Annotated in this window: 23 protein-coding genes; 7 read left to right on the forward strand and 16 right to left on the reverse strand. The window is 72.6% G+C overall.

Features of this window, described 5'->3' with window-relative positions; genetic code table 11:
* Positions 1-24 precede the first annotated feature (24 nt).
* Positions 25-660, forward strand: coding sequence for a uracil phosphoribosyltransferase (gene upp, locus ACFVZH_RS25045; RefSeq protein ID WP_015034991.1), 636 nt, complete (start codon positions 25-27; stop codon positions 658-660).
* Positions 661-679: 19 nt separating this feature from the next.
* On the opposite strand, the gene ACFVZH_RS25050 is transcribed toward upp, so the two are convergent.
* Complete coding sequence (locus ACFVZH_RS25050; RefSeq protein WP_384900455.1) at positions 680-1,315, reverse strand: LytR C-terminal domain-containing protein; 636 nt, start codon at positions 1,313-1,315, stop codon at positions 680-682.
* A 115-nt stretch (positions 1,316-1,430) separates the two neighbouring features.
* Positions 1,431-1,727: a type II toxin-antitoxin system VapB family antitoxin gene (locus ACFVZH_RS25055; RefSeq protein WP_017240525.1), complete on the reverse strand. Its 297-nt coding sequence runs from the start codon at positions 1,725-1,727 to the stop codon at positions 1,431-1,433.
* Between the two features lie 97 nt (positions 1,728-1,824).
* Between ACFVZH_RS25055 and ACFVZH_RS25060 the strand changes: the two genes are divergently transcribed.
* Positions 1,825-3,501: a helicase HerA-like domain-containing protein gene (locus ACFVZH_RS25060; protein WP_384900457.1), complete on the forward strand. Its 1,677-nt coding sequence runs from the start codon at positions 1,825-1,827 to the stop codon at positions 3,499-3,501.
* Here ACFVZH_RS25060 and ACFVZH_RS25065 read toward each other — a convergent pair whose 3' ends face one another.
* The 5 genes from ACFVZH_RS25065 to ACFVZH_RS25085 form a co-directional block, all read right to left on the reverse strand.
* Positions 3,502-5,055 (reverse strand): M28 family metallopeptidase, encoded by a 1,554-nt coding sequence (locus ACFVZH_RS25065; protein ID WP_384900459.1) that lies wholly within the window; start codon positions 5,053-5,055, stop codon positions 3,502-3,504.
* A 115-nt stretch (positions 5,056-5,170) separates the two neighbouring features.
* On the reverse strand, positions 5,171-5,797 hold the full coding sequence (locus ACFVZH_RS25070) for an HhH-GPD-type base excision DNA repair protein (protein ID WP_384900461.1): 627 nt from the start codon (positions 5,795-5,797) through the stop codon (positions 5,171-5,173).
* Positions 5,798-5,839: 42 nt separating this feature from the next.
* Positions 5,840-6,874: an alpha/beta fold hydrolase gene (locus tag ACFVZH_RS25075; RefSeq protein WP_384900463.1), complete on the reverse strand. Its 1,035-nt coding sequence runs from the start codon at positions 6,872-6,874 to the stop codon at positions 5,840-5,842.
* A gap of 10 nt (positions 6,875-6,884) precedes the next feature.
* On the reverse strand, positions 6,885-7,445 hold the full coding sequence (locus tag ACFVZH_RS25080; protein WP_384900465.1) for an RBBP9/YdeN family alpha/beta hydrolase: 561 nt from the start codon (positions 7,443-7,445) through the stop codon (positions 6,885-6,887).
* A 54-nt stretch (positions 7,446-7,499) separates the two neighbouring features.
* The gene (locus ACFVZH_RS25085; RefSeq protein WP_384900467.1) at positions 7,500-9,815 is read right to left on the reverse strand and encodes an ATP-binding cassette domain-containing protein; all 2,316 of its coding nucleotides are present in this window, start codon (positions 9,813-9,815) and stop codon (positions 7,500-7,502) included.
* Between the two features lie 102 nt (positions 9,816-9,917).
* Between ACFVZH_RS25085 and ACFVZH_RS25090 the strand changes: the two genes are divergently transcribed.
* Positions 9,918-10,703, forward strand: coding sequence for a TetR/AcrR family transcriptional regulator (locus ACFVZH_RS25090; protein WP_384900469.1), 786 nt, complete (start codon positions 9,918-9,920; stop codon positions 10,701-10,703).
* Here ACFVZH_RS25090 and ACFVZH_RS25095 read toward each other — a convergent pair.
* A complete protein-coding gene (locus ACFVZH_RS25095) occupies positions 10,700-11,374 on the reverse strand; it encodes a TetR/AcrR family transcriptional regulator (RefSeq protein ID WP_384900471.1) in 675 nt (224 codons plus the stop codon). The two genes, ACFVZH_RS25090 and ACFVZH_RS25095, sit on opposite strands and share 4 nt — an antisense overlap.
* 185 nt (positions 11,375-11,559) lie before the next feature.
* Between ACFVZH_RS25095 and wrbA the strand changes: the two genes are divergently transcribed.
* Positions 11,560-12,168 (forward strand): NAD(P)H:quinone oxidoreductase, encoded by a 609-nt coding sequence (gene wrbA / locus ACFVZH_RS25100; RefSeq protein ID WP_384900472.1) that lies wholly within the window; start codon positions 11,560-11,562, stop codon positions 12,166-12,168.
* Between the two features lie 58 nt (positions 12,169-12,226).
* Here wrbA and ACFVZH_RS25105 read toward each other — a convergent pair whose 3' ends face one another.
* Positions 12,227-12,514, reverse strand: coding sequence for a metal-sensitive transcriptional regulator (locus ACFVZH_RS25105; RefSeq protein ID WP_384900474.1), 288 nt, complete (start codon positions 12,512-12,514; stop codon positions 12,227-12,229).
* Positions 12,515-12,646: 132 nt separating this feature from the next.
* Positions 12,647-13,288 carry a TetR/AcrR family transcriptional regulator gene (locus tag ACFVZH_RS25110; protein WP_384900475.1) on the reverse strand — a complete coding sequence of 214 codons (642 nt, stop codon included), beginning with the start codon at positions 13,286-13,288 and terminating at the stop codon, positions 12,647-12,649.
* Between the two features lie 64 nt (positions 13,289-13,352).
* Between ACFVZH_RS25110 and ACFVZH_RS25115 the strand changes: the two genes are divergently transcribed.
* Positions 13,353-14,768 (forward strand): MFS transporter, encoded by a 1,416-nt coding sequence (locus tag ACFVZH_RS25115; RefSeq protein ID WP_384900477.1) that lies wholly within the window; start codon positions 13,353-13,355, stop codon positions 14,766-14,768.
* An 11-nt stretch (positions 14,769-14,779) separates the two neighbouring features.
* Here ACFVZH_RS25115 and ACFVZH_RS25120 read toward each other — a convergent pair whose 3' ends face one another.
* Positions 14,780-16,936, reverse strand: a complete 2,157-nt coding sequence (locus ACFVZH_RS25120; protein ID WP_384900479.1) for a TerD family protein — start codon at positions 16,934-16,936, stop codon at positions 14,780-14,782.
* Between the two features lie 159 nt (positions 16,937-17,095).
* The gene (locus tag ACFVZH_RS25125; protein ID WP_384900480.1) at positions 17,096-17,512 is read right to left on the reverse strand and encodes a YciI family protein; all 417 of its coding nucleotides are present in this window, start codon (positions 17,510-17,512) and stop codon (positions 17,096-17,098) included.
* 125 nt (positions 17,513-17,637) lie between these two features.
* Here ACFVZH_RS25125 and ACFVZH_RS25130 point away from each other — a divergent pair, with 125 nt between their 5' ends.
* On the forward strand, positions 17,638-18,267 hold the full coding sequence (locus ACFVZH_RS25130; protein WP_384900482.1) for a MarC family protein: 630 nt from the start codon (positions 17,638-17,640) through the stop codon (positions 18,265-18,267).
* Between the two features lie 37 nt (positions 18,268-18,304).
* Here ACFVZH_RS25130 and ACFVZH_RS25135 read toward each other — a convergent pair whose 3' ends face one another.
* Positions 18,305-19,585 (reverse strand): winged helix DNA-binding domain-containing protein, encoded by a 1,281-nt coding sequence (locus tag ACFVZH_RS25135; RefSeq protein ID WP_384900484.1) that lies wholly within the window; start codon positions 19,583-19,585, stop codon positions 18,305-18,307.
* 4 nt (positions 19,586-19,589) lie between these two features.
* Positions 19,590-20,390: an alpha/beta fold hydrolase gene (locus tag ACFVZH_RS25140; RefSeq protein ID WP_384900486.1), complete on the reverse strand. Its 801-nt coding sequence runs from the start codon at positions 20,388-20,390 to the stop codon at positions 19,590-19,592.
* Between the two features lie 137 nt (positions 20,391-20,527).
* Here ACFVZH_RS25140 and ACFVZH_RS25145 point away from each other — a divergent pair, with 137 nt between their 5' ends.
* A complete protein-coding gene (locus ACFVZH_RS25145) occupies positions 20,528-21,379 on the forward strand; it encodes a helix-turn-helix transcriptional regulator (RefSeq protein WP_384900489.1) in 852 nt (283 codons plus the stop codon).
* Between the two features lie 90 nt (positions 21,380-21,469).
* Here the strand turns inward: ACFVZH_RS25145 and ACFVZH_RS25150 are convergent, their stop codons facing one another.
* The gene (locus ACFVZH_RS25150; protein WP_384900491.1) at positions 21,470-22,528 is read right to left on the reverse strand and encodes an aldo/keto reductase; all 1,059 of its coding nucleotides are present in this window, start codon (positions 22,526-22,528) and stop codon (positions 21,470-21,472) included.
* Between the two features lie 9 nt (positions 22,529-22,537).
* Positions 22,538-23,380: an alpha/beta fold hydrolase gene (locus tag ACFVZH_RS25155; protein ID WP_384900492.1), complete on the reverse strand. Its 843-nt coding sequence runs from the start codon at positions 23,378-23,380 to the stop codon at positions 22,538-22,540.
* Between the last annotated feature and the right edge of the window lie 38 nt (positions 23,381-23,418).

Raw genomic sequence — 23,418 nt, forward strand, 5'->3', positions numbered from 1 at the left:
TGCGCGGCGGGCTACTGTTGAGCCATGCGTCTCCACGTCGTCGACCACCCCCTGGTCGCCCACAAGCTCACCACCCTGCGCGACAAGCGCACGGATTCCGCGACCTTCCGCCGTCTCGCCGACGAGCTGGTCACCCTGCTCGCCTACGAGGCCACCAGGGACGTCCGGACCGAGCAGGTCGACATCGAGACCCCCGTCACGCCCACGACCGGTGTGAAGCTGTCGTACCCGCGTCCGCTGGTGGTCCCGATCCTGCGCGCCGGGCTCGGCATGCTCGACGGCATGGTCCGGCTGCTCCCGACGGCCGAGGTCGGCTTCCTGGGCATGATCCGCAACGAGGAGACGCTGGAGGCGTCGACCTACGCCACGCGGATGCCGGAGGACCTCTCGGGCCGCCAGGTGTACGTCCTGGACCCGATGCTGGCGACCGGCGGCACGCTGGTCGCGGCGATCCAGGAGCTCATCAAGCGCGGCGCGGACGACGTGACCGCGGTCGTGCTCCTCGCCGCCCCCGAGGGCGTCGAGGTCATGGAGCGCGAGCTCGCCGGCACGCCGGTCACCGTGGTGACGGCCTCGGTCGACGAGCGGCTCAACGAGAACGGCTACATCGTCCCGGGCCTCGGCGACGCGGGCGACCGGATGTACGGCTCCGCCGAGTAGGGCCTCGGTACGTTCCGCCCTACTCGGGCGAGCAGGGTTTGGCCGCGGGCGCGGGCTTGGTCAGGGCGACCAGGGCCGCGTCCGCGGTCGCTTTCGGGGACAGCGTCTTGAAGGCGGTCCCGATGATCAGGTCCACGTCCGCCGTGGCCCGGGTGTCCGTCCTGGTCGTGGCGCCCTTGAGCTGGGTGCCGAGGACCGGGAAGGCGCCCTTGGTGGCCGCGGGGGCGCCGAGCAGCAGGCCGGCGCCGGGGACCTTCTTGTCGTAGGCAGTGGGCGCGTTCCCCACCTTGCCGATGGTGAAGCCGCGTTTCTTGAGCTCGTCGGCGGTCGTCTTGGCGAGACCGCTGCGCGGGGTCGCGTTGTAGACGTTGACCGTGATCTGCGCGGGCTTCGGGAGGGTGACGGCGGGCGCGGTGGTCGCCTTGACGACGGGTTTGCAGTCGGCCTGCTTGCCGGCGGTCGTCTTCTTGCCCTCGTCGCCGGAGAAGACGTCGACGAGCTGGAGCGTGCCCCAGCCGGCCGCGCCGAGCACGACCACGGCGGCGGCGGACGCGAGGATGATCCTGCGCCGGCGGTGGGGGCGGCGCATGCGCGGGTAGACGTCACCCGTGATGCGGTACTTTCCGCCCATTCCGGGGGGAGTGAGCATGCTCATGAGCGCAGCGTAGTGCCGCCCGTCGGCGATGCCTACTTGATGATCATGTGATCGCGTCCGGATGGGGGCGAACTGACCCCGAAAGGGTCAGCGGGGAAGGCCGACCGGCGCCTTCTCAGTCCATCTCGAGCACGCGCGCGTGCAGCACCTGGCGCTGCTGGAGCGCCGCGCGGACGGCGCGGTGCAGTCCGTCCTCCAGGTAGAGGTCGCCGCGCCACTTCACGACATGCGCGAAGAGGTCGCCGTAGAACGTGGAGTCCTCGGCGAGCAGCGTCTCCAGGTCCAGCTGGCCCTTGGTGGTGACCAGCTGGTCGAGGCGGACCGGGCGCGGGGCGACGTCCGCCCACTGCCGGGTGCTTTCCCGGCCGTGGTCGGGATACGGCTTTCCGTTACCGATGCGCTTGAAGATCACACGGAAAGCCTACCGGGCGACCGGCTCCCGGCGCAGCCACGCGCGGGCAGTGGGATGCTGGTGCAAATCGTGACAAAACCGAAATTGGGGTGCCGTCATGAGCGTGAGCGAGCAGCCGCCGGCGCCCGAGGCGGCCGGGTCGGCCGACCCGGCCCAGGCCCCCGCGGAAGCCCCGGACGCGGCCGCCGCACGGGCTCCGGAGGCCCCCGCCCCCGTCGCCGGCCCCGCCGCCGAGATCGCCGCGGGCTACGCCTTCGACGGCGCCGCACTCGATCTGGGGGCGTTGCTGTGGGACGGGGCGTGTCACCCGGACGCGCCGATCCGGATCCCGCTGCCGGTGCTCAACCGCCACGGTCTGGTCGCCGGGGCCACGGGCACCGGCAAGACGAAGACGCTCCAGCTGATCGCCGAGCAGCTGTCCTCGCACGGGGTGCCGGTCTTCCTCGCCGACATCAAGGGCGACGTCTCCGGGATCTCGGCGCCGGGCGCGGACGGCGAGAAGGTCAGGGCGCGGGCCGCCGAGGTGGGCCAGGAGTGGCGGGCGACCGGCTTCCCCTGCGAGTTCTACGGCCTCGGGGGCCTCGGCTCCGGCATCCCGGTGCGCGCCACGGTGACCAGCTTCGGCCCGGTCCTCCTGTCGAAGGTCCTCCGGCTCAACCAGACGCAGGAGCAGTCGCTCGGCCTGATCTTCCACTACGCGGACGCGAAGGGGCTGGAGCTGGTCGACCTCAAGGACCTGCGGGCCGTGGTGGCCTTTCTGGTCTCGGACACCGGGAAGGCCGAGCTGAAGGGGATCGGCGGGCTCTCGACGGTGACCGCCGGGGTGATCCTGCGGGCGCTCACGGCCTTCGAGCAGCAGGGGGCGGGCGGTTTCTTCGGGGAGCCGGAGTTCGACACGGGCGAGTTCCTGCGGACCGCGGCGGACGGGCGGGGGATCGTGTCGGTCCTGGAGCTGCCGGCCGTGCAGGACAAGCCGCAGCTCTTCTCGACGTTCCTGATGTGGATGCTGGCGGACCTCTTCAACGACCTGCCGGAGGTCGGCGACCTGGAGAAGCCGAAGCTGGTCTTCTTCTTCGACGAGGCGCATCTGCTGTTCAACGGGGCGTCGAAGGCGTTCCTGGAGTCGATCACCCAGACGGTGCGGTTGATCCGCTCGAAGGGGATCGGGGTGTTCTTCGTGACGCAGACGCCGAAGGACGTCCCCTCGGACGTGCTGGCGCAGCTCGGCAACCGGGTGCAGCACGCGCTGCGCGCCTTCACCCCGGACGACGCCAAGGCCCTGAAGGCGACGGTGCGGACCTTCCCGAACTCGCCGTACGACCTGGAGGAGGTCCTCACGGGCCTGGGGACGGGCGAGGCGGTGGTGACCGTGCTGAGCGAGAAGGGCGCCCCGACGCCGGTGGCGGCGACCCGGCTGCGGGCGCCGGAGTCGCTGATGGGTCCGGCCGACGCGGCGGCGCTGGACGCGGCGGTGAAGGGCTCGCCGCTGTACGGGCGGTACGCGGAGGCGGTGGACCGCGAGTCGGCGTACGAGAAGCTGACGGCGGAGCAGCGGGCGGCGGAGGCGGCGGCGCTGGAGGCCGCGGCGGCGAAGGAGGCCGAGAAGGAGGCGCGGCGGGCGGGAGCGAGGGCTCCCCGTCAGAAGGAGGAGCCCTCGCTCGCCGAACAGGTGGTGGGCAGTGGCGTCTTCACGTCCCTGGCCCGGTCGATCGGCACCCAGCTGGGCCGGGAGATCAGCCGCTCGATCTTCGGGACGGCCCGCCGCCGGAGGTGACTACCGGGTGACCTCGTCGTGGTCGTCGTGCAGGCCGCCGCCGCTGCCCGCGTCGCCGGTGGTCGGAACGGAGACGACCGGCTTGCGCAGGGAGGAGATGTCGTGGGCGTAGGTGCCCACGGCGTTGGCGATGACGCCGATGTTGGCGCTGAAGGCCGTCATGTCGATGTTGCTCAGGTTGTCGCCCTTGGCGTGGTAGTTCACGTCGTACGCGACGCCCGCCGTGCCGCCGTACCGGGCGGCCTGGGCGGCGGTCTTGATGCCCTCGGCGCCGGTGAAGGTGCCGCCGGACGGGATGCCGACCTCGATGAACGGTCCGTAGTCGGAGCGGCCGGTGAAGTCGGTGCCCTCGTGCGGGAGTCCGCGCTTGTCCATGAAGTCGGTGATGTCGCGCTCCAGTTGGGCGGAGCCCTCCGGGCCCGCGCCGGCGCCGACGCCGTCGGAGTCGTCGCCGTCGTACACGAACAGGCCGTAGTTCGGCGAGGCGATCATGTCGAAGTTGAGGTAGAGCTTGATCTCGTTCTTGTCGAGCGCCGTGAGGGTGTTCACGTAGTGCTCGGAGCCGAGGAGGCCGTTCTCCTCCGCGGACCACCAGGCGAAGCGGACCTTGTTGCGGACCTTGTCCTTCGACTTGGCGAGCTCCAGGGCGGTCTGCAGGAGACCGGCCGAGCCGGAGCCGTTGTCGTTGATGCCGGGGCCGGCGGTGACGGAGTCGAGGTGGGAGCCGAGCATCACGGTGTCGGCGGCGTTGCCGCCGCGGGTCTCCGCGATGACGTTGTTGGTGGAACGGGTCTCCTGGATCTGGCGGATCTCCAGGGAGAGCGAGACCGGGCCGTTGACCAGGTCGGCGGCGAGCGCGGCGCCCTGGGCCTGGGTGAGACCGCCGGTCGGGATCTTGCCGGCGGCGGCGTCGCCGAGGGTGCCGGAGAGGGCGCCGTCGGTGTTGTTGTAGATGACGGCGGCGGCGGCGCCGGCCGCGGCGGCGTTCTGCTGCTTGACGGCGAAGGTGCAGCCGCCGCGCTTGATCAGGGCGATCTTGCCGGTGAAGGTGCCCGAGGCGAAGTCGCCGGGCTCGCAGCCGGTGGTGTTGTCGGCGTCGACGGGTACGGCCGCGAGGGCGGCGGTGATGCCGCCGACGGGGGTCGACTTGGTGTACGTCATCGCCTTGATGTCGAGCACGCGGGGCGCGGGGGAGACGACGGCGGCCTTCTCGGCGAGGGTTTCCGTGTACTGGAAGTCGAACTTCTGGTACCGGACGTCGTATCCGGCCTTCTTGAGCTGCGTGTACACGTACGCGGCCGAGGCGTCGTGTCCGAGCGAGCCGGCCGCGCGGTGGCCGCCGGCCGAGTCGGCTATCGCCTGGAACTTCTGCAGGTGCTTGTAGGCGTCCTGGGCGGTGGTTTCGCGGACCAGCTTCTTCGCCAGCTTGGCGGCATCGCGGGCGGGTGCGGCCGTGGGGTCCTGCCCCGCGGTGGCGGGGGAGGCGAGGACCAGCGGGGTGGCGAGTGCGGCGGCGGCCAGGATGGCCGCGGCACGGCGCTGGGATGCGTTCACAGAAGTCCTTCCCGTAACGGACGAGGTTGAGGGGAAGTTAGCGATCGTTGGGGCACTCTGTGAACAGGTTCTGCGTAATTCCTGTCAACTTGAGCAGGATTGACATGTGGAATTATCAATTCCCTGGGGATTTCCCCTCCTTGGCGGCTTTCGCCGCTTTCGCCGCCGCCTTCGTCTCCTGCTTGTGGGCCCGCACCTTCGCGAGCGACTCCGGCCCGGTGATGTCGGCGGCCGAGCGGTACGACCCCAGCTCGCCGTAGGCGCCCGCCGCCTCCCGCCAGCCCTTCGGCCGCACGCCGTACTGCTTGCCCAGCAGGGCCAGGAAGATCTGCGCCTTCTGCTTCCCGAAGCCCGGCAGCGCCTCCAGGCGGCCGAGCAGCTCCTTCCCGGTCGCCACACCCCGCCACACGGCCGCGGCGTCGCCCTCGTACTCCTCGACGAGGAACCGGCACAGCTGCTGCACCCGCTGCGCCATCGACCCCGGGTAGCGGTGCACCGCCGGCTTCTCCGAGAGCAGCGCGGCGAACTCCTCCGGGTCACGGGCCGCGATCTCGTGCGCGTCCAGATCGTCCGCGCCGAGCCGCGAGGCGATCGTGTACGGCCCCGAGAACGCCCACTCCATCGGCACCTGCTGGTCGAGCAGCATGCCGACCAGCGCGGCGAGCGGCGACCGCCCCAGCAGCGCGTCGGCCTCCGGCTGCTGGGCGAGATGGATGTCGGCTGTCGTGGACTCGGGACTCATACCCCGATCATCGCGCCGGGGCGGCCCGCCCGCCCGGCGGACTCACCCCCTCGCGAACCGGTCCAGGGCCGCCAGCAGCAGTTCTCCCGTCTCCTCGCCCCCCAGGTGGCCGGCGGACTCCACCACGTGCAGGTCGGCGTCCGGCCAGGCCCGGGTGAGCTCCCAGGCGGTGCCGAGCGGGCCGCCCATGTCGAGGCGGCCGTGGACCAGGACGCCGGGGATGCCGGTGAGACGGTGGGCGTCGCGGATGCCGGTGAGACGGTGGGCGTCGCGGATCAGGGCGCCCTCCTCCAGCCAGGCGCCGTGCGCGAAGTAGTGCGAGCAGATCCGCACGAAGCCGAGCCGTGTGTCGTCGACCCGGTCGGTGTACGGGGTGCCCATGCCCTCCATCGACAGGACCGCGTCCTCCCAGGCGCACCAGTCGGCCGCCGCCCGCTCCCGTACGGCCCGGTCGGGGTGGTTCATGAGGGCCGCGTACGCCCCGACGAGCGCCCCGGCCCCGTCCGTCCCCGTGTCGGCCTTGTCCGTCCCCGTGCCTGCCCCGTCCGCCCCGGCTCCGGCCTCGTCCGTCCCGCGTGCCCCCGCCCGGAACCGCTCGTGGGCCTCGGGGAAGAAACGGCCGACGCCCTCGTACAGCCAGGCGGTCTCGGAGCGGCGGGTGGTCGTCACGGCCGCGATGACGATCTCCGTCACGCGCTCCGGGTACGCCTCCGCGTACGCCAGGATCAGGGTGGACCCCCACGAGCCGCCGTACAGCAGCCACCGCTCGATCCCCAGGTGCTCGCGCAGCCGCTCCATGTCGGCCACCAGGTGCGCGGTCGTGTTCACGGCCATGTCGGCGGCCGGGTCGCTCGCGTGCGGCGTGGAGCGCCCGCAGCCCCGCTGGTCGAAGAGGACCACCCGGTACGCCTCCGGGTCGAAGAACCTCCTGGCGCGCGGCGACGACCCGGACCCGGGCCCGCCGTGCACGACCAGCGCGGGCTTGCCCGCCGGGTTGCCGGAGACCTCCCAGTGGATCCGGTTGCCGTCCCCCACGTCGAGGAGGCCCTGGTCGTACGCCGCGTTCACCGAGTGCATCCGCGTGAGCCTACCGGCCCTTCACCCGCACCGCCGGGTCCTCGCACCACTCCAGGACCGAGGCCCAGGCCCCGTACCCCGAGTCGGGGTTGAGGTGCTCGCCGCCCGGGACGTGGTCCTGGTCGAGGCCCAGCGGGACGCCGTAGTGCACGTCCGCGCCCTCGGGGCAGTACGGGTCGCCGTCGCCGTGGACCAGGCGGGCCGCGAGGCCCTGCTCCGTCAGGTCGAGGCCGTCGGCGAAGGCGGCGATCGCGGGGATCGAGGCGGTCACCGGCGGCGAGGGCGGTGCGACGAGGAGGACCCGGTCGGCGTCCGGCCGCCGCTCGCCCGCCCGCAGCCACAGCAGGACCGACAGGCTGTGCGCCAGCACCACGAACTCGCCCTCGGCGGGCCGCTCCCCGTGCTCCTCCAGCGCGTCGAGCCAGTCCGCGAGGACGGGCGCGTCCGGCTCCGGCAGCTGCGGGTAGCGGACCTCGTGGCCGCGGTCCCGCAGCTGTCCGGCGAGCCAGTGCTGCCAGTGACCGCGCGGACGGTGGTTCTGGAAGCCGTGCAGGATCAGATACGTGGTCATGCCACGATCCTGCGACCGGTACCCGACTCCGGTCCACCGCCGTCCACGGAGCGGTCAGCCGCCGACGTACTCCCTCAGGTGTCGGGCGGTCAACGTATCGCCCTTCTCGACCAGTTGGGCGGGAGTGCCCTCGAAGACGACACGGCCGCCGTCGTGGCCGGCGCCGGGGCCGAGGTCGACGAGCCAGTCGGCGTGGGCCATCACGGCCTGGTGGTGCTCGATGACGACGACGGTGTTGCCGGAGTCGACGAGGCGGTCGAGGAGGGCGAGGAGCTGGTCGACGTCGGCGAGGTGGAGGCCGGTGGTGGGTTCGTCGAGGACGTAGACGGCGGCCTTCTCCGCCATGTGGATCGCGAGCTTGAGGCGCTGGCGCTCGCCGCCGGAGAGGGTGTTCAGGGGCTGGCCGAGGCGGAGGTAGCCGAGGCCGACGTCCTTGAGCCGGCCGAGGATGGTGCGGGCCTGCCCCTTCCCCGTGAAGAAGTCGTACGCCTCGTCGATCGACAGGGACAGGACCTCGTGGATGTTCTTCCCGTCCAGCTCGTAGGTGAGGACCTCGGGCGTGAACCGCTTCCCCTCGCACTTCTCGCAGACCGACGCCACGCCCGCCGCGATCGCCAGGTCGGTGTAGATCAGCCCGAGCCCGTTGCAGTTCCCGCAGGCGCCCTCCGAGTTGGCGCTGAAGAGGGCCGCCTTGACGCCGTTGGCCTTGGCGAACGCCGTACGGATGGGGCCGAGGAGTCCCGTGTACGTCGCCGGGTTCGACCGGCGGGAGCCGCGGATCGGGGACTGGTCGGCGACGACGACGCCCTCACGGCCGGGCAGGTTCCCGTGGATGAGGGAGGACTTGCCGGAACCGGCCACGCCGGTGACCACGGTCAGCACCCCGGTCGGGATCTCGACGCTCACGTCCTTGAGGTTGTGCTGGCCGGCGCCGGTGATCGCGAGGGCGCCGGTCCGGTCCCGTACCTCCGCGCGGAGCTTCGCCCGGTGCGCGAGGTGGGCGCCCGTGAGGGTGCCGGAGGCGCGCAGCCCCGGCACGTTGCCGCTGTAGCAGATCTCGCCGCCCGCGGTCCCGGCCCGCGGCCCGAGGTCCACGACGTGGTCGGCGATCTCGATGACCTCGGGCTTGTGCTCCACGACGAGGACGGTGTTGCCCTTGTCGCGCAGGCGCAGCAGCAGGTCGTTCATGCGCCGGACGTCGTGCGGGTGCAGTCCGGTCGTCGGCTCGTCGAAGACGTACGTGACGTCGGTCAGCGGCGAGCCCAGGTGGCGGACCATCTTCACGCGCTGGGCCTCGCCGCCGGAGAGGGTCCCGGAGGAGCGGTCGAGGGAGAGGTAGCCGAGGCCGATCTCGACGAGCGAGTCGAGGAGCTCGCGCAGGCCGGCCAGCAGCGGCGCGACGGAGGGGTCCTCGATCCGGCCGACGAACGCGGCGAGGTCGCTGATCTGCATCGCCGAGCACTCGGCGATGTTCACGCCGTCGATACGACTGGACAGCGCGGCCCGGGTGAGCCGGGTGCCCTCGCACTCCGGGCAGGCGTGGAAGACGACCGCCCGGTCCACGAAGGCCCGGATGTGGGCCTGGAGCGACTCGCGGTCCTTGGCGAGGAACAGCCGCTGGACCTTCGGCACCAGTCCCTCGTAGGTGAAGGTGTTGCTGCCGACCTTCACCTTGCACGACGGCTTGTGGAGGAAGGCGTCCCACTCCTCGTCGGTGAACTCGGCGAGCTTCCTGTCGCGGGGGTAGAAGCCGGATTCGGCCATGATCCGCCAGTACCAGGAGTCCACGGCGAAGTTCGGGACGGTGATGGCGCCCTCGTCGAGCGACTTCGACCGGTCGACGAGCTCGTCGACGTCGATGTCCGAGACCTCGCCGGCGCCCTCGCAGCGCGGGCACATGCCCTCGGGGAGGTTGAAGCTGAACGCCCCCGAGGTGCCGACGTGCGGGGTGCCGAGGCGGCTGAAGACGATCCGCAGCATCGTGTACGCGTCGGTGGCCGTGCCCACGGTGGAGCGGGAGTTGGCGCCCATCCGCTCCTGGTCGACGACGATCGCCGCGCTCAGGTTGTGCAGCCCGTCCACGTCCGGGCGGGCCAGGGACGGCATGAAGGACTGGAGGAAGGCGCTGTACGTCTCGTTGATCAGGCGCTGCGACTCGGCGGCGATGGTGCCGAAGACGAGGGAGGACTTCCCCGAGCCGGAGACCCCGGTGAAGACGGTGAGGCGGCGCTTGGGGAGGTCGACGTCGACGTTCCTGAGGTTGTTCTCCCGGGCCCCGCGGACCTGGATGACGTGGTGGCCGTCCGCGGCGGTGCTCTCGTGCGCGCCGACGGGGTGGCCGGGGTGGTTCGTGCCGACGGGGTGGTTCATGCGTGCGCCCTCCGGTGGTCGTCCCATACTCGAACGGACAGGTTACTCTATACGGTGTACAAAGTTACGACCTATTACCTCTGACCTGCGAGAATGAGTGCCATGGCGGCGACCGACGGGAAGAACAGCAGCGGGGCCGGCGACCCGGCCCGCACCCTGGAGCTGCTCTGGCGGGACAGCGCCGCGGCCCCGGCCGCGCGGCGCGGCCCCCGCCAGGGCCTCACCGTCGACGCCGTCGTCGACGCCGCCCTCGGCCTCGCCGACGCCGGCGGCCTCCACGCCCTCACCCTGCGCGCCGTCGCCCGGCTCCTCGGGGTCACCCCGATGACCCTCTACACGTACGTCCCCGGCAAGGGCGAGCTGCTCGACCTCATGCTGGACACCGTCTTCCTACGGATGGACCGCCCGCCGTTCGGCCCCGGCCTGCCCTGGCGCGACCGCGTCACGGCCGTCGCCGACGCGAACCGGGCCCTGCACCTGCGCCACCCCTGGCTGGTCGAACTGCGGATCGTCCGCGCCCCGCTGGGCCCCGGCGTGATGACCAAGTACGAGTACGAACTGGGCGCCTTCGAGGGCCTCGGCCTCGACGACGTGTCCCGCGACTCGGCCCTGACGTACGTCCTCGGGTCCGTCCAGGCCGCCGCCCGGGCGGAGCTGGACGCGCGGGCCGTGGAGCGGGAGAGCGCCATGTCCGACGGGGAGTGGTGGGCCGCCCACGAGCCGCTGCTCGCCCGCGTCTTCGACGGCGAGCGGTTCCCCCTCGCGGGACGCGTCGGGGAGGCGGCGGCCGTCGCCTACGGCGGGCTGTACGACGCGGAACACGCGTACGGCTTCGCCCTCGCCCGGGTACTGGACGGACTGGCGGCGCTGGGCGGGGACGTTCCCTAGGGCCCGTCGGGGGTGTCCCGAAGGGTCAGCAGGGCCCGTACGCCCGCCTTGAGGCGCTCGGGCGACAGCTCCTGCTCGACCGTCAGATGGTGCATGACGTCCGGTGAGAACGACGACAGCAGCAGGTGTGCGAGGAGCGCGCTGTCGGCGCCCGGCCTGAGCTGCCCGATGAGCAGGGCCACGTGCGTGTGCATCACCCGGTAGGCGCCGCTGTGGTAGCGGGCGCGGGGTGCGGCGGAGTGCGCCGCGAGGAGGAGCCCGCGCTGCTCCCTGACCCGGTCGACCAGCGCGTCGAGGAAGGCGTCGAGCCGCTCGGCGGCCGGCGCGCCCGGGCCCAGTGGCGGCGGCCCGCTCATGTACGCCTCCTGGAACCGGCGCTCGCGGTCGTCGAGGAGTGCCCACAGCAGCTGGGAGACGTCGCCGAAGCGGCGGTAGACGGTACCGACGCCGATGCCGCTGGCGTGGGCGACCTGGTTCATGGTGACGGCGTCGGGGCCCTGCTCCGCCACTATCCGGGCGGCGGCGTCGAGGATCTTGCGCCGGTTGCGGGCGGCGTCGGCGCGCTCGGGCGCGGGGGCGTCGACCGTGGGGAGCAGTCCCGGGGTGGCCAGGGGTGTCGTCTCCGGCGCTGCCGTTTCCCCGGCTCCGGCCCGCGGATTCTCCGTGCTCATCTGCCGACTCCCGCTCTTTCTTCCGCTCGCCCGTTCCCCCTCGGTCGTCTTCTCGATGTGAGCATACCCGTTCCCCTTGCAAAGCGGATAACGATCCGCTTAATCTCTGATCGTCGAAACGGAAAGTAATCCGGTTCGTGAGGCCGGTCCGGAAGGCCGGCTCGGGAGATCGAGGAGAGCACGCCATGTCCGTCAAGGTCGCCGTCATCTACTACTCCGCCACGGGCGCCGTCCACCAGCTCGCCCAGGCCGTCGCCGAGGGTGCCGGGAAGGCCGGCGCCGAGGTGCGCCTGCGCCGGGTGCCCGAACTCGCCCCCGACACCGCCATCGACGCGAACCCGGCCTGGCGCGCCCACGTCGACGCCACCGGCGACGTCGAGACCGCCACCCTCGAGGACCTGGAGTGGGCGGACGCGTACGCCCTCGGCTCCCCGACCCGCTTCGGCAACGTGTCCGCGCAGCTCAAGCAGTACATCGACACCTCGGGCGGGCTCTGGCAGCGCGGCGTCATGGCCGACAAGGCCGCGACCGCCTTCACCAGCGCGCACAACGTCCACGGCGGCAACGAGTCGACGCTGCTCGCCCTCTACAACACCTTCCACCACTGGGGCTCGGTCATCGTCTCGCCCGGCTACACCGACCCCGCCGTCTACGCGGCCGGCGGCAACCCCTACGGCACCGCCCACCCCGCCGCCAACGGCGCCCCGGACGAGAACGTCCTCCAGGCCGCCCGCTACCAGGGCGCCCGCCTCACCCGCATCGCGAAGCGCCTCAACGGCCTCGCGGACGACTGACCCACGAGAAACGACGAGCACCCCCGGGGCATGCCCCGGGGGTGCTCGTCGATGCGGCTCACGCCAGCGAGAGGAAGAGCTTCTCCAGGCGGGCCCGCATCGCGTCGCGGTCCTCGCCGTTCTTCCGGCCGTCCTCGATGTCGGTCAGGCACTGCTGGAGGCCGGTCGCGATGATCGCGAAGCCGGCCCGGTCGAGTGCGCGGGAGGCGGCGGCGAGCTGGGTCACGACCTCCTCGCAGTCGCGCCCCTCCTCGATCATCCGGATCACGCCGGAGATCTGGCCCTGGGCCCGGCGCAGCCGGTTCAGCACGGCCTTCAGCTCGGCGCCCGCGAGATCGAGTTCCACAGTGACTCCTCCACAGATACCCCAGGGGGTAATTTACTCCCCGGCACGGGGTTCCGTCGAAGTCCAAGGATGACACCTGCCGCCGGATCCACTCCGTCCGCTTGATGCCTCACCGGCGGACGGCACGCGTCCTCAGGGGGCGTAGCGGCGGAGGAACATCTCCACGCCGTCGACGACCAGCCGCTCGCTCAGCTCCTCGGTGAGCTCGGTCCCGTACTGCTCGAAGACCATCTGCGGGAAGACGAGCAGCGAGTAGAGCTGGAGGACGGCGACCTCCAGGTCCGGGATCGCGAGCCGGCCCCGGTCGGCGAGGGTCCGCAGGGCGTCCGCGACGGCCGGGTGGTGGCCGGCCGGGCCGTGGGAGCGCCAGGCGCGGCCCAGTTCGGGGAAGCGGTGGAGCTCGGTGGCGACGAGGGTGCGCAGGGCGCGGCCCTCGGCGTCGGTGCGTACGGCCAGGGCCCAGGCGCGGCCGGCGTCGACGAGGGCGGCGCGCAGGTCCTCCGCGTCGGCGAGCCGGGAGAGGTCGGGGCCGTCGGTGTCCGCGTGCAGCGGTTCGTCGAGGGCGCCCGCGACGACGGCGGTGAAGAGCGCTTCCTTGCTGCCGAAGTGGTTGTAGACGGTCACCTTGGAGACGCCCGCCTCGGCGGCGATGGCGTCCATGCCGACGCCGAATCCCTCGCGGAGGAAGAGGTCGCGGGCGGCCCGCACGACGGCCTGCCGTTTGCGGGCGGCGCGGGCCCCGGCGGGTGCGGGTCGGGGGGGCTGGTCATCCATGGGGTGAGCCTACCAAGGGAACTGTACTCTTGAGTTCAACTGTACTGTGCCGTACAGTTCAGTTATGTCGACCCACTTCGCCCCACCCACCCCCGCCCGCACCCACCCCCGCCGCTGGACGGCCCTCGCGCTGATCTGCGCGGCCCAGTTCATGCTGATCCTCGACGTCACCGTCGTGAACGTCGCCCTGCCCGCCCTCGCCACCGACCTGGACCTCGGGCGCACCGCCCTGACCTGGGTCGTCACCGCGTACACGCTCTGCTTCGGCGGGCTCATGCTCCTCGGCGGACGGCTCGCCGACGCCCTCGGCGCCCGCCGCGTCCTCCTCACCGGCCTCGCCCTCTTCACCGCCGCGTCCCTGGCCTGCGGCCTCGCGCCGAACGCCACCGTCCTCCTCGCCGGCCGCGTCGCCCAGGGCATCGGCGCCGCCCTCCTCTCCCCGGCCGCGCTCGCCCTCGTCACCACCACGTTCCACGGCCCCGAACGGGCCCGGGCCCTCGGCGTCTGGGCGGCCGTCGGCGGCACCGGCTCCGCCGTCGGCGTCCTCCTCGGCGGCGCCCTCACCGCCGGCCCCGGCTGGCCCTGGGTCTTCTTCGTGAACGTCCCCGTCGGCCTCGCGCTGCTCCTGACGCTCCCGAAACTGCTGCCCCGCACCACCGCCGCGGGCGCCCGCGGCCTCGACATCCCCGGCGCGGTCCTCGTCACCGCCGCCACCGGCACCCTCGTCTACGGCCTGGTGCGCGCGGGCGACGCCGGCTGGACCTCCGCCACCACCCTGCTCCCCCTGCTCGGCGCGATCGCCCTCTACGCGGCCTTCACCGCGGCCGAACGCAGCAGCCCCACACCCCTCATGGACCTGCGGATGCTGACCCGGCGACCGGTCGTCGCCGGCTCACTCCTCATGCTCGTCGCGACGGCCCTGCTGCTCTCCTTCTTCTTCCTCGGCTCGCTCCGGCTCCAGCACGTCGACGGCCTCGACTCCCTCCGCACCGGGCTCCTCTTCCTCCCGGTCGCCCTCGCCACGGCCATCGGCGCCCACCTCGGCTCCCGCCTGGTCACCACCGCCGGCCCCCGCGCCTGCGCCACCGCCGGCATGGCCCTCGCGGCGGCCGGCTGCCTCCCCCTGGCCCTCCTCGACGACCCCGACCCCTGGACCACCCTCATGCCCGCCCTGGCCACCGCCGCCCTCGGCCTCGGCGCCGTCTTCGTCACCGCCACCACCACCGCCCTCGGCCTCGTCCCCGCACCCGAGGCCGGCCTCGCCTCCGGCATCGTCAACACCGCCCACGAACTCGGCGGCACCCTCGGCATCGCCCTCGCCTCCACCCTCGCCCTCGGCACCCCACCCCTCACCCCCACCGGCTTCACCACCGCCTTCACCACCCACACCCTCACCGCCACCACCCTCGCCCTCACCGCCCCCCTCCTCATCCCCCGAGGCAGGCCCCGCCCACAGGGCGGGGCCCACGGGATGCACTGAAGGCAGAGGGCTCAGCTCGTTCCGGCGGGTTCGGCGGCGGAACGTCCCCGTGGGGCGCGACGCTGCTCGAACTGGCCCAGGTGCGAGACCACCGAGCCGTAGAAGCGGTCGACCGCCTCGTCGATGCTGCGGATGAACCCCGACTCCGTGCTTCCCCGGCTGTTGCCCATGCCCTTGAAGAGCGAGAGACGGAAACCCGTGATGGCCGCACCGTCCTTGGGCAGCAGGTCGCCAGGCTCGGGGCGCAGCCGCTCCAGCGTTCCCCGGGGACCGTTCCGGCCCTCCAACAGCGTTTCCACGTGCAGGTCGGCGGGGGCTTCGTCCAGTACGCGCAGGAGCCGCTTCGCGACCGAGAGGGGGTAGGCGCCGTCCGGGGCAGGGACGTCGATGGACGTACGGATCTTCCCGGTGCGGAGGTCCGCGGTGATGGCCAGGATGCTGTCCGCGCCGTCGACCCGCAGCTCGGCGGAGAGCTTCCCCTCCTCGCAGAGCCGGTCGGCGAGCTCCGTACGCCGGGACTTGGGGTCGGTGCCGCGCTTGGCCCGCTGCACCGGGAGGGCCTTCTGCCCGAGCTCGCCACCCAGCCGCAGACAGACCTGCCGGATCAACCGCTCCCAGCTCTCCACGACCTCCACCGCGCGGGGGTCGCCCTGGCACAGGGTCTCGGCGTCGATCCCGTTGCGCACGGGGACCCAGGACGGCCCCATGTTCTGGAAGCCGTGACAGCCGGAGTTCTCGTGCTGGAGGTAGTGGAGGAGTTCCTGGAGGAGCCACGCGTGTGCGGCGTTGCCCACACCCTCGTGCCGGATCAGCATCTGCGCCTGGTGGGCCACCTCGGCCCAGGAGAGGTGCCAGAGCGAGACCTTGTGCTTGCGCCGGCCGTCCGTCTTGACCTCGACGAGCGGACTGCCTTCGAGCGCCACGTCGTTGGACAGGGTGATGACGGCCTCGTATCCCCGCCTCGCCGCGATGTCCATGTAGTTCTGGACCTGCTCCGACTTCAGCGGATTACCGTTCGTCTTGGTCTCGACGAGCGCCGTCCAGAGCTTCCCGGCCCGCTCCGTCCGGATGACACCGTCCGGCCGCTTCGGACTGTCCCCGTGGGGGAGCGACACCTCGGTGAACGTCTGCATCCGGCCCGCGGGCGCACCGAAACCGGCGGTGAGGCGGCGGCCGAACTCGGGGACCTCCGCCATCACCGAGAGCAGGACCGATGTCGCGCGCACCTCGCGCTCGCGATCGCTCTTGTAGGACGGAACGGGAAACAGGCGGGCCGGCTTCCAGGAGTCGTTCTCCGCCAGGGACTTCTTCGGGGCCTTGGGGAGGGTGACCTTCTTCTTGGCCGTCCGCGCACCGCGGCGCCGGGTGGGTTCGGGTGTCCCGCCGAATGCGGCGGAAGTAGGAGTCGCGCGGTCCGCGCCGGCCTGCGTCGGGAGCCGGACGGTGTCGACGGCCTGCGGGCCGGAGACGGTGTCGGGTGAAGGCGATACGGCCCCGGCGGCGGCACCTGCGGACGGGACGGCGGTGGAAGAACCGGCCGTGTCGGCGTCCTCCCGCAGCCCCTCGCCGGACTCCCGGCCGTCCTGTCCGCCCTCGGCCTCCTGCCCCTCCTCGGACTCCTCCTCCTCGTCGACGGCGATGCCGAAGTCGGTGGCGAGTCCGGTGAGCCCCGTCTCGTAGCCCTGTCCGACAGCGCGGAACTTCCACTCGTCGTTGCGGCGGTAGAGCTCACCGAAGATGAAGGCCGTCTCGATCGTGGCGTCCGTGATGGAGAAGCCGAGCAGCGTCTCGCCCGAGCGGTCGGTGACCGTCATGCGCAGGTCGTCCAGGTCCCCGAAGCGGGCGCCGCCGTACTGGCTCGCCGCCACCACGATCGTGGTGACCTCCTCGGGGATCGCCGTGAGGTCCAGGCTGATCCGGTCCTCGCTGCCGTTCTCCGTCGGGACCTTGCCGAGCAGCTGCACGCTGCCGTCCTCGGCCGCCGGGTGGTTGTAGAAGTAGAAATCGGTGTCGCCGCGTACCTTGCCGCTGCCGTCGACCAGCAGTACCGAGACGTCCGCGTCCCCGTCGCCCGTCGCACTGCTCCAGCTCAGGCCGACGACGACCGCGCCGGTGTCTTCGCTGAGGGTCGCCAGCCCGATGTTGGCTCCCTTGGACATCTCGTGCATGTGTCCCCCCGGACCCTCGCCATGTGATGTGCCCCGGGGGAACCGTAGCGTCCGCAACGGGAGGTTGGGGAGGCAATGTGAAAGTTGGACGAACGCGGTGGAACGAGACCCCGAACGGGCCGCGGAGGGCGCGCTCGGGGCCTCGTGCCCGGCCTGAGATCACTCCTGGCTCGGGCCCGATTCGTCGATGGGGCGGATGACGACGGGGTAGTCGGGGGAGCCGGGGGGGACGGGGCAGCGGGCGACCTGGGCGGCGATGGCGGTGACGCGGTCGAGGGAGGGGCAGTCGAGGACCCAGTAGCCGGCGAGGACCTCCTTGGTCTCGGCGTAGGGGCCGTCGGTGACGACGGGGTCGCCGTTGGCGTCGAGGGTGACGAAGCGGGCGGTGGAGGGGGCGGCGAGGCCCTGGGCGTCGAGCATCTCGCCGGTGGAGGCGAGTTCCTTGCTGATGTCGTTCATGTGGTCGTACATGGCCTGGAGCTGGGTCTTGTCCCAGGCGGGGCTTGCGGCGGAGCCACGGCCGACCATGGCCTCGTAGTCGGTCTGCGACCCCTGGACCATCACCAGGTACTTCATGACGTCCTCCTCGTTGGCGTTGCGTGCTTCCGCAGGAGAGTCGGAGCCGGGGGCGGGTTTTCGACACCGCGCGGGCAGCAGGTCGAAAAACGGGAGAAATCACCCGACCGCCTCATGATTCCGGTGTGAACGCATTCACCTTCTCCGCCGCCTTCATCACCTTCTTCTCCGTCGTCGGGCCGCCCAAGGTCCTCCTCGCCTTCGCCGGCCTCGCGCAGGTGCACCCCGCCCGCCAGCTGCGGAACATCGCCCTCATCTCCTCGGGCGCGGCCGTCGTCGTCGGCCTGGTCACCGGCATCACGGCGCCCTGGCTGCTGAACCTCTTCCACATCAGCACGCCGGCGCTCCAGCTCGCGGGCGGCGTCATCTTCTTCGTCTACGCCGTCGGGCTCGTCCTGGGCCTGCACCTCGGCTCCGACGGCCCCCACCAGGACGCCCCCGACCTGGCCAGCGGCGTGCGCGAGCTGCTCATGCCGTACGTGGTGAGTCCGCTGGCCATGACCGCCGTACTGATCGAGGCGGCCGCCCGGTACTCGTTCAGCTGGCGCTCGACGGTCGTCGGCGCGTACGTGGCCGTCATCGCCCTCGACCTGGTCTGCGTCCTGCTCCTCGCCCGCGTCCTGCGCCGCACCCACCACACCACCATCGAGCTCCTGGGCCGCCTCCTGGGCCTGCTCCTCGCCGCCGTCGGCGTCGACCTCGTCCTCGACGGCCTCTACGACCTCGGCGTCTCGGCCATCGAATCGCGGCACTGAGGACCGCGCCGGCGGCGGCCGCGCCCCCGGGGGCCCGTCACGGCCCGGCGCCGAGCTCGCGCTCCAGCGGTGTGCGGAAGCGGGGTGTCACCCGTACGTCCCCGACCCAGGCGGCCAGCCGCTCCGCCTCCGCCCCGATGGCGCGCCGGGCCTCCGCGCCCACGTCGGTCAGGAGCCGGTGGACGACGGCGCCGTCGGGGCGCTGCGCCCAGCCGCCGACGATCCGGCCGTTCCACCACACCGTCGGCCCGATGTTCCCGCTGCGGTCGTACAGCGCCGCCCGGTGTTCCGGGTCCAGGAACCAGTCGCGGGCCTGCCATCCCATCGGCGTCGGGTCGAGCGCCGGAAGCAGCGCCGCCCACGGCTCCGGCTCCGGTACGGGGGCGAGGTCGTCCGGCAGGACGAAACCGGTGCCGGCGGAGCCCGTACCCCCGGAACCCGTGCGCGCGGGGCCCGTACCCCCGGAGCCCGTGCGCGCGGAGCCCGTATCCCTGGCGGTCGTGTCCTCCTCCAGGGTGACCGGCACCGCCCCGGTGGCGGAGAGGGCCGCCCGCACGTCCGTCACCTTCCACCCCGTCCACCACTTCAGGTCCGCCTCGGTCGCGGGGCCGCACGCCGCCAGCCAGTGCCGGAGCAACTCCGCCCGCGCCTCGGCCGGTTCGCGCTCGGGGTGGGGGTCGGCGAGCGTCCAGCGGAAGCGGCTGGACGTCCACGTCCCCTGCGGCCGGCCCCGGACGATCCGGCCCTCCATGCCGAGGACCCGCAGGACCCGGCTCGCGACGGACTGGGTCCCTTCCTGGCGGGTGCCGGGGCCGTACACGTACGTCGATCTCAACCTCGGTACGGCGTCGCCGAGTTCGGCGCCCGTGGCCTCGCCGCGCACCGCCAGCTCTGCCAGGACCAGCCGCTCGGTCTCCGCCAGCCAGGCCGCGTCGAAGGTGCTGCCGGCCGCCAGGTGGGCGAGGAGCGCGGTGCGTTCGCGGACCGCCGCCGGGTGGGTCGTCGAGGCGTGCACGGCGGGCAAGAGAGGGGCGGGGAAGGCGAAGACCGTGTGCCGCATACCGTGCATCCGGACCAGCGTCCGGTCCTCGTACAGCGCCCGCTCGACCTCCGCGACGGGCCCGATCCCCCCGGCCAGCCGCGCCCCCACCGCGAGGAACACGCTCGCCGGATCCGTCCCGTGCAGCGCCACCAGCGCGTCCCCGACCTCCGCCGCCGAGCCCGCCCGCGCGCCCGCGGCCAGCCGGTGCCGCACACCGAGCCGGGCCCTGCGCTCCGCCGCTCCGATCGCCCTCGTCTCACTCATGCGTCCCAGCATGGGTTCAGGCGGCGTCGGAACCCAGGAAATCGGTCACCGTCTTCACGAACTCGTCCTCCTTCTCGAACAGCACGACGTGACCGGCGTCGATCTCCGCGTACGTGCTGCCGGCGATCGCCGCGTGCAGTTCCCGGCTGTTCTCCACCGGGACCGTGGCGTCCTGCGTGGCGCCCACGACCAGCGTCTGCGCCGTGATCCGGGGCAGCAGCCCGCGGATGTCGACCCCCAGGTCGAGCGCCACGTGCCGCAGGGTGCCCGGCGTGGGCGGCATGTTCGGGATGAGCGCCTCGACGCCCTCGCGGCCGATCGCGTTGAGGAAGCCGCGGCTGAACCCGGTCATCGTCACGCTCCGCCCGAACCCCGCCGGATCGAACTCGCCGAGCCGCTGCCACAGCGTGAACAGGTTCCGCATGTACTCGTCGCCGTCGGTGTACGCCCATCCCGCGACCAGCACCAGCCGTTCGACCAGGTCGGGACGGAGCGCGGCGACGGCCGCCGACACCGGGGACCCCATCGAGAAGCCCAGCAGGTCCACCGGACCGGTGCCCGCGTCCTCGATCACCGCGATCACCTGCGCGGCCAGCGTCTCGACGGTCAGCGGACCGCCGTCGTCGACCGTCCGGTCGGCGCCGGACAGGTCCAGGGTGACGACCCGGCGCCCGGAGGTGAAACGGGGCGCGGTCTGGCCCCAGTTGACGACGGCGCCGCCGGAGCCGGTGCCGTGGACGAGGAGCAGGGCGGGGCCGCTGCCCGAGCCTTCGATGTCGTAGTGGACGCGGGCGGTGCCGACGGTGACGGTGGCCATGGTGTCGCTCCCGGTGGAGGGGTGAGTGGCTGACACCGAGGACTCTGCCGACCGCCGGAAGGGGGCGGGAGAGCCCTTCCGACCCTGGGATCGGCAGTCCCTGGATGGGCCGTCGCGCCTCCGGCAGGATGATCCGCATGACGACGATCGACCGCCGTGAACTGGCCGACTTCCTGCGCCGCTCCCGCGACCGGGTCCGCCCGCAGGACGCGGGCCTTCCGGCCGGACCCCGGCGCCGTACCCCCGGGCTCCGCCGCGAGGAGGTCGCCCAGCTCGCCGGCATGTCCGCCGACTACTACATCCGCCTTGAGCAGGCCCGCGGCCCGCAGCCCTCGCCCCAGATGCTCGCCGCGCTCGCCCGCGCGCTGCGCCTGGACACCGACGGGCGCGACCACCTCCACCTCCTCGCCGGCCACCGTCCGCCCGCCGGCCCCACGGCCGGCGACCACGTCTCGCCCGGTCTGCTGCACCTGCTCGACCAGCTGGAGACGACCCCCGCGCAGGTCCTGAGCGACCTCGGCGACGTCCTCGCCCAGAACGCCATGGCCCGCGCCCTCCTCGGCGGCGTGTGCACGGTCTCGGAGCACGGCCGGAACGTCGTCTGGCGCTGGTTCGCCGACTCCCGGGCCCGCGCCGCGTACCCGGCCGAGGAGCACGCGTACTACAGCCGCCTCCACGTCGCCGACCTGCGCGCGGCCGTCGGCCGCCGCTCCCACGACCCGGCGTCCACCCGTCTCGTCGACCGGCTCCGCGCCGCCAGCGAGGAGTTCGCCGACCTGTGGGCCGAGCACGAGGTCGCCGTCCGCCGCCACAGCCGGATGCGGGTCGTCCACCCGGTCGTCGGCCCCGTCGACCTGGACTGCCAGGTCCTCCTCGCCCCCGAGGGCGAACAGCGCCTCGTCCTCCACACCCCGCCGCCGGGCACCGACGCGGGCGAGCGCCTGGCCCTGCTCCGGGTGGTCGGCGCGGAGCAGTTCACCGCCCCGTAGCGCCTGTCGTCACCTTCCCGTCTGCCCCGGCCGCCCTTCGGGCGACGACGGGAATGTGACGACAGGCCCTAGCCGGCCGAGGGGCGTCTCTCAGCCCGCCGCCCGTTCCCCCAACGGCCGCCGCCGCAGGGCGGATTCGGTGAGGACGGGCGGGCGCCAGGCGCCGTCGGGGTGGTACAGGTTCGTGCCGGGCGGGACGATCGCGTCGATCCGGTCCAGGACGTCGTCCGTGAGGACGACGGGCGCGCCCTTCAGCAGCCCCTCCAGCTGCTCCATCGTCCGCGGCCCGATGATCACGGAGGTGACCGCCGGGTGCGCGGCGGCGAAGGCGATCGCCAGCTCGGGCAGGCTGCACCCGATCTCGTCCGCGAGCTCGACGAACTCCTCGACGGCGTCGAGCTTGGCGGCGTTGACGGGCAGCGAGGGGTCGAAGCGGTGCGGGGTGAGCGCGGCCCGCCCTCTGGTGAGGTCGATGGGGGCGCCCTTGCGGTACCGGCCGGTGAGGAAGCCGGACGCGAGCGGGCTCCACGTCAGCACGCCCATCCCGTACCGCTGGGCCACCGGCAGCACGGACGCCTCGACGCCCCGCGCGAGCAGCGAGTACGGCGGCTGCTCGGAGCGGAAGCGGCGCAGTCCGCGCCGCTCGGCGACGGCGTGGGCCTCGACGATGTCCTCGGCGGGGAAGGTGGAGCAGCCGAACGCCCGGATCTTCCCCTGGGTGACGAGGTCGCCCAGGACGTCGAGGGTCTCCTCGATGTCCGTACGGTGGTCGGGCCGGTGCACCTGGTAGAGGTCGATCCAGTCGGTACCGAGCCGCTTGAGGCTGTTCTCGACGGCGAGGGTGATCCAACGCCGTGACGAACCGCCCCGGTTGGGCCCCTCGCCGCCCATGGGGAAGTACACCTTGGTGGCGAGGACGGTCTCCTCGCGGCGCCGCGGATCACGCAGTGCCTTGCCGACGATCTCCTCGGACTCCCCGGCCGAGTACATGTCGGCAGTGTCCACGAAGTTGATGCCCTGGTCCAGGGCGGCATGGATGATCCGTACGGATTCCTGGTGGTCCGGATTGCCGACGGCACCGAACATCATGGTGCCGAGGCAGTACGTGCTGACGTCGATGCCGGTCCCGCCGAGTACTCGATAGCGCATGCGCGCACTCTAGGAACTGGAGTGCACTCCAGGGCAAGGGGTGGCCGGCAGGACGGCCGCGCAGAAGTCGACGATCAGCCGGTGCAGCACCTCCGGCCGCTCGAGATGCACGTCGTGCCCGGCGCCGGGCACGCTCACACCGTGCAGCCCGGGCCGGATCCGGGCCATCTCCGCGTACTCCTCGCCGCCGATGATCCCGCCCTGGCCGCTCTCCCCGCCGTGTCCGAGGACGGCGAGGACGGGACAGGCGACGGCGGCCCACTCGTCCCAGAAGGAGCGGGCGCCGATCACGTCCAGGGACCGCACCATGACGTCCGGGTCGAAGCGCGGCCGAAGACCCCCGTCGCGCTCCTCCAGTCCGTCGGCCCACCCCTCCCCGACGAGCCGCTTGCTCCCGCCCAGGTGGGCGACGGCCGCCTCCCGCGAGGGAAACGGCACGGGCCATCCCCGCAGCCAGTCCCCGATCCCCGCGGACACGTCCGGGTCGGCGCCGCCCGGCCCCGCCTCGACGAGGACGAGCGCGCGGGCCAGCCCGGGGTGAGCGGCGGCGGTGAGGAACGCGGTGTGCCCACCGAGCGACTGGCCGATCAACAGCGGCCGCACAAGCCCGAGTCGCTCGGCCACGGCGACCACGTCGGCGACGTACGCCCCGCGCGAGACGTCCTCCGGCCGGCGCTCGCTGCTCCCGTGCCCGCGCTGGTCGAGGGCGACGACCCGGTGACCGACGTCGCGCAGCAGCCGGGCGGTGGCGTCCCACTCCCCGACATGCCCGGCCAGCCCGTGGAGCAGCAGTACGTCGGGCCCGGAACCACCCCAGTCGCGGCAGACAAGGCGTACCCCGTCGCGGACCACGGACCGCTCCGACCAGGCCGGTCCGGTCGATTCAGTCG

Origin of the sequence: Streptomyces sp. NPDC059534 (assembly GCF_042743475.1) — a bacterium.
Taxonomy (GTDB): Bacteria; Actinomycetota; Actinomycetes; order Streptomycetales; family Streptomycetaceae; genus Streptomyces.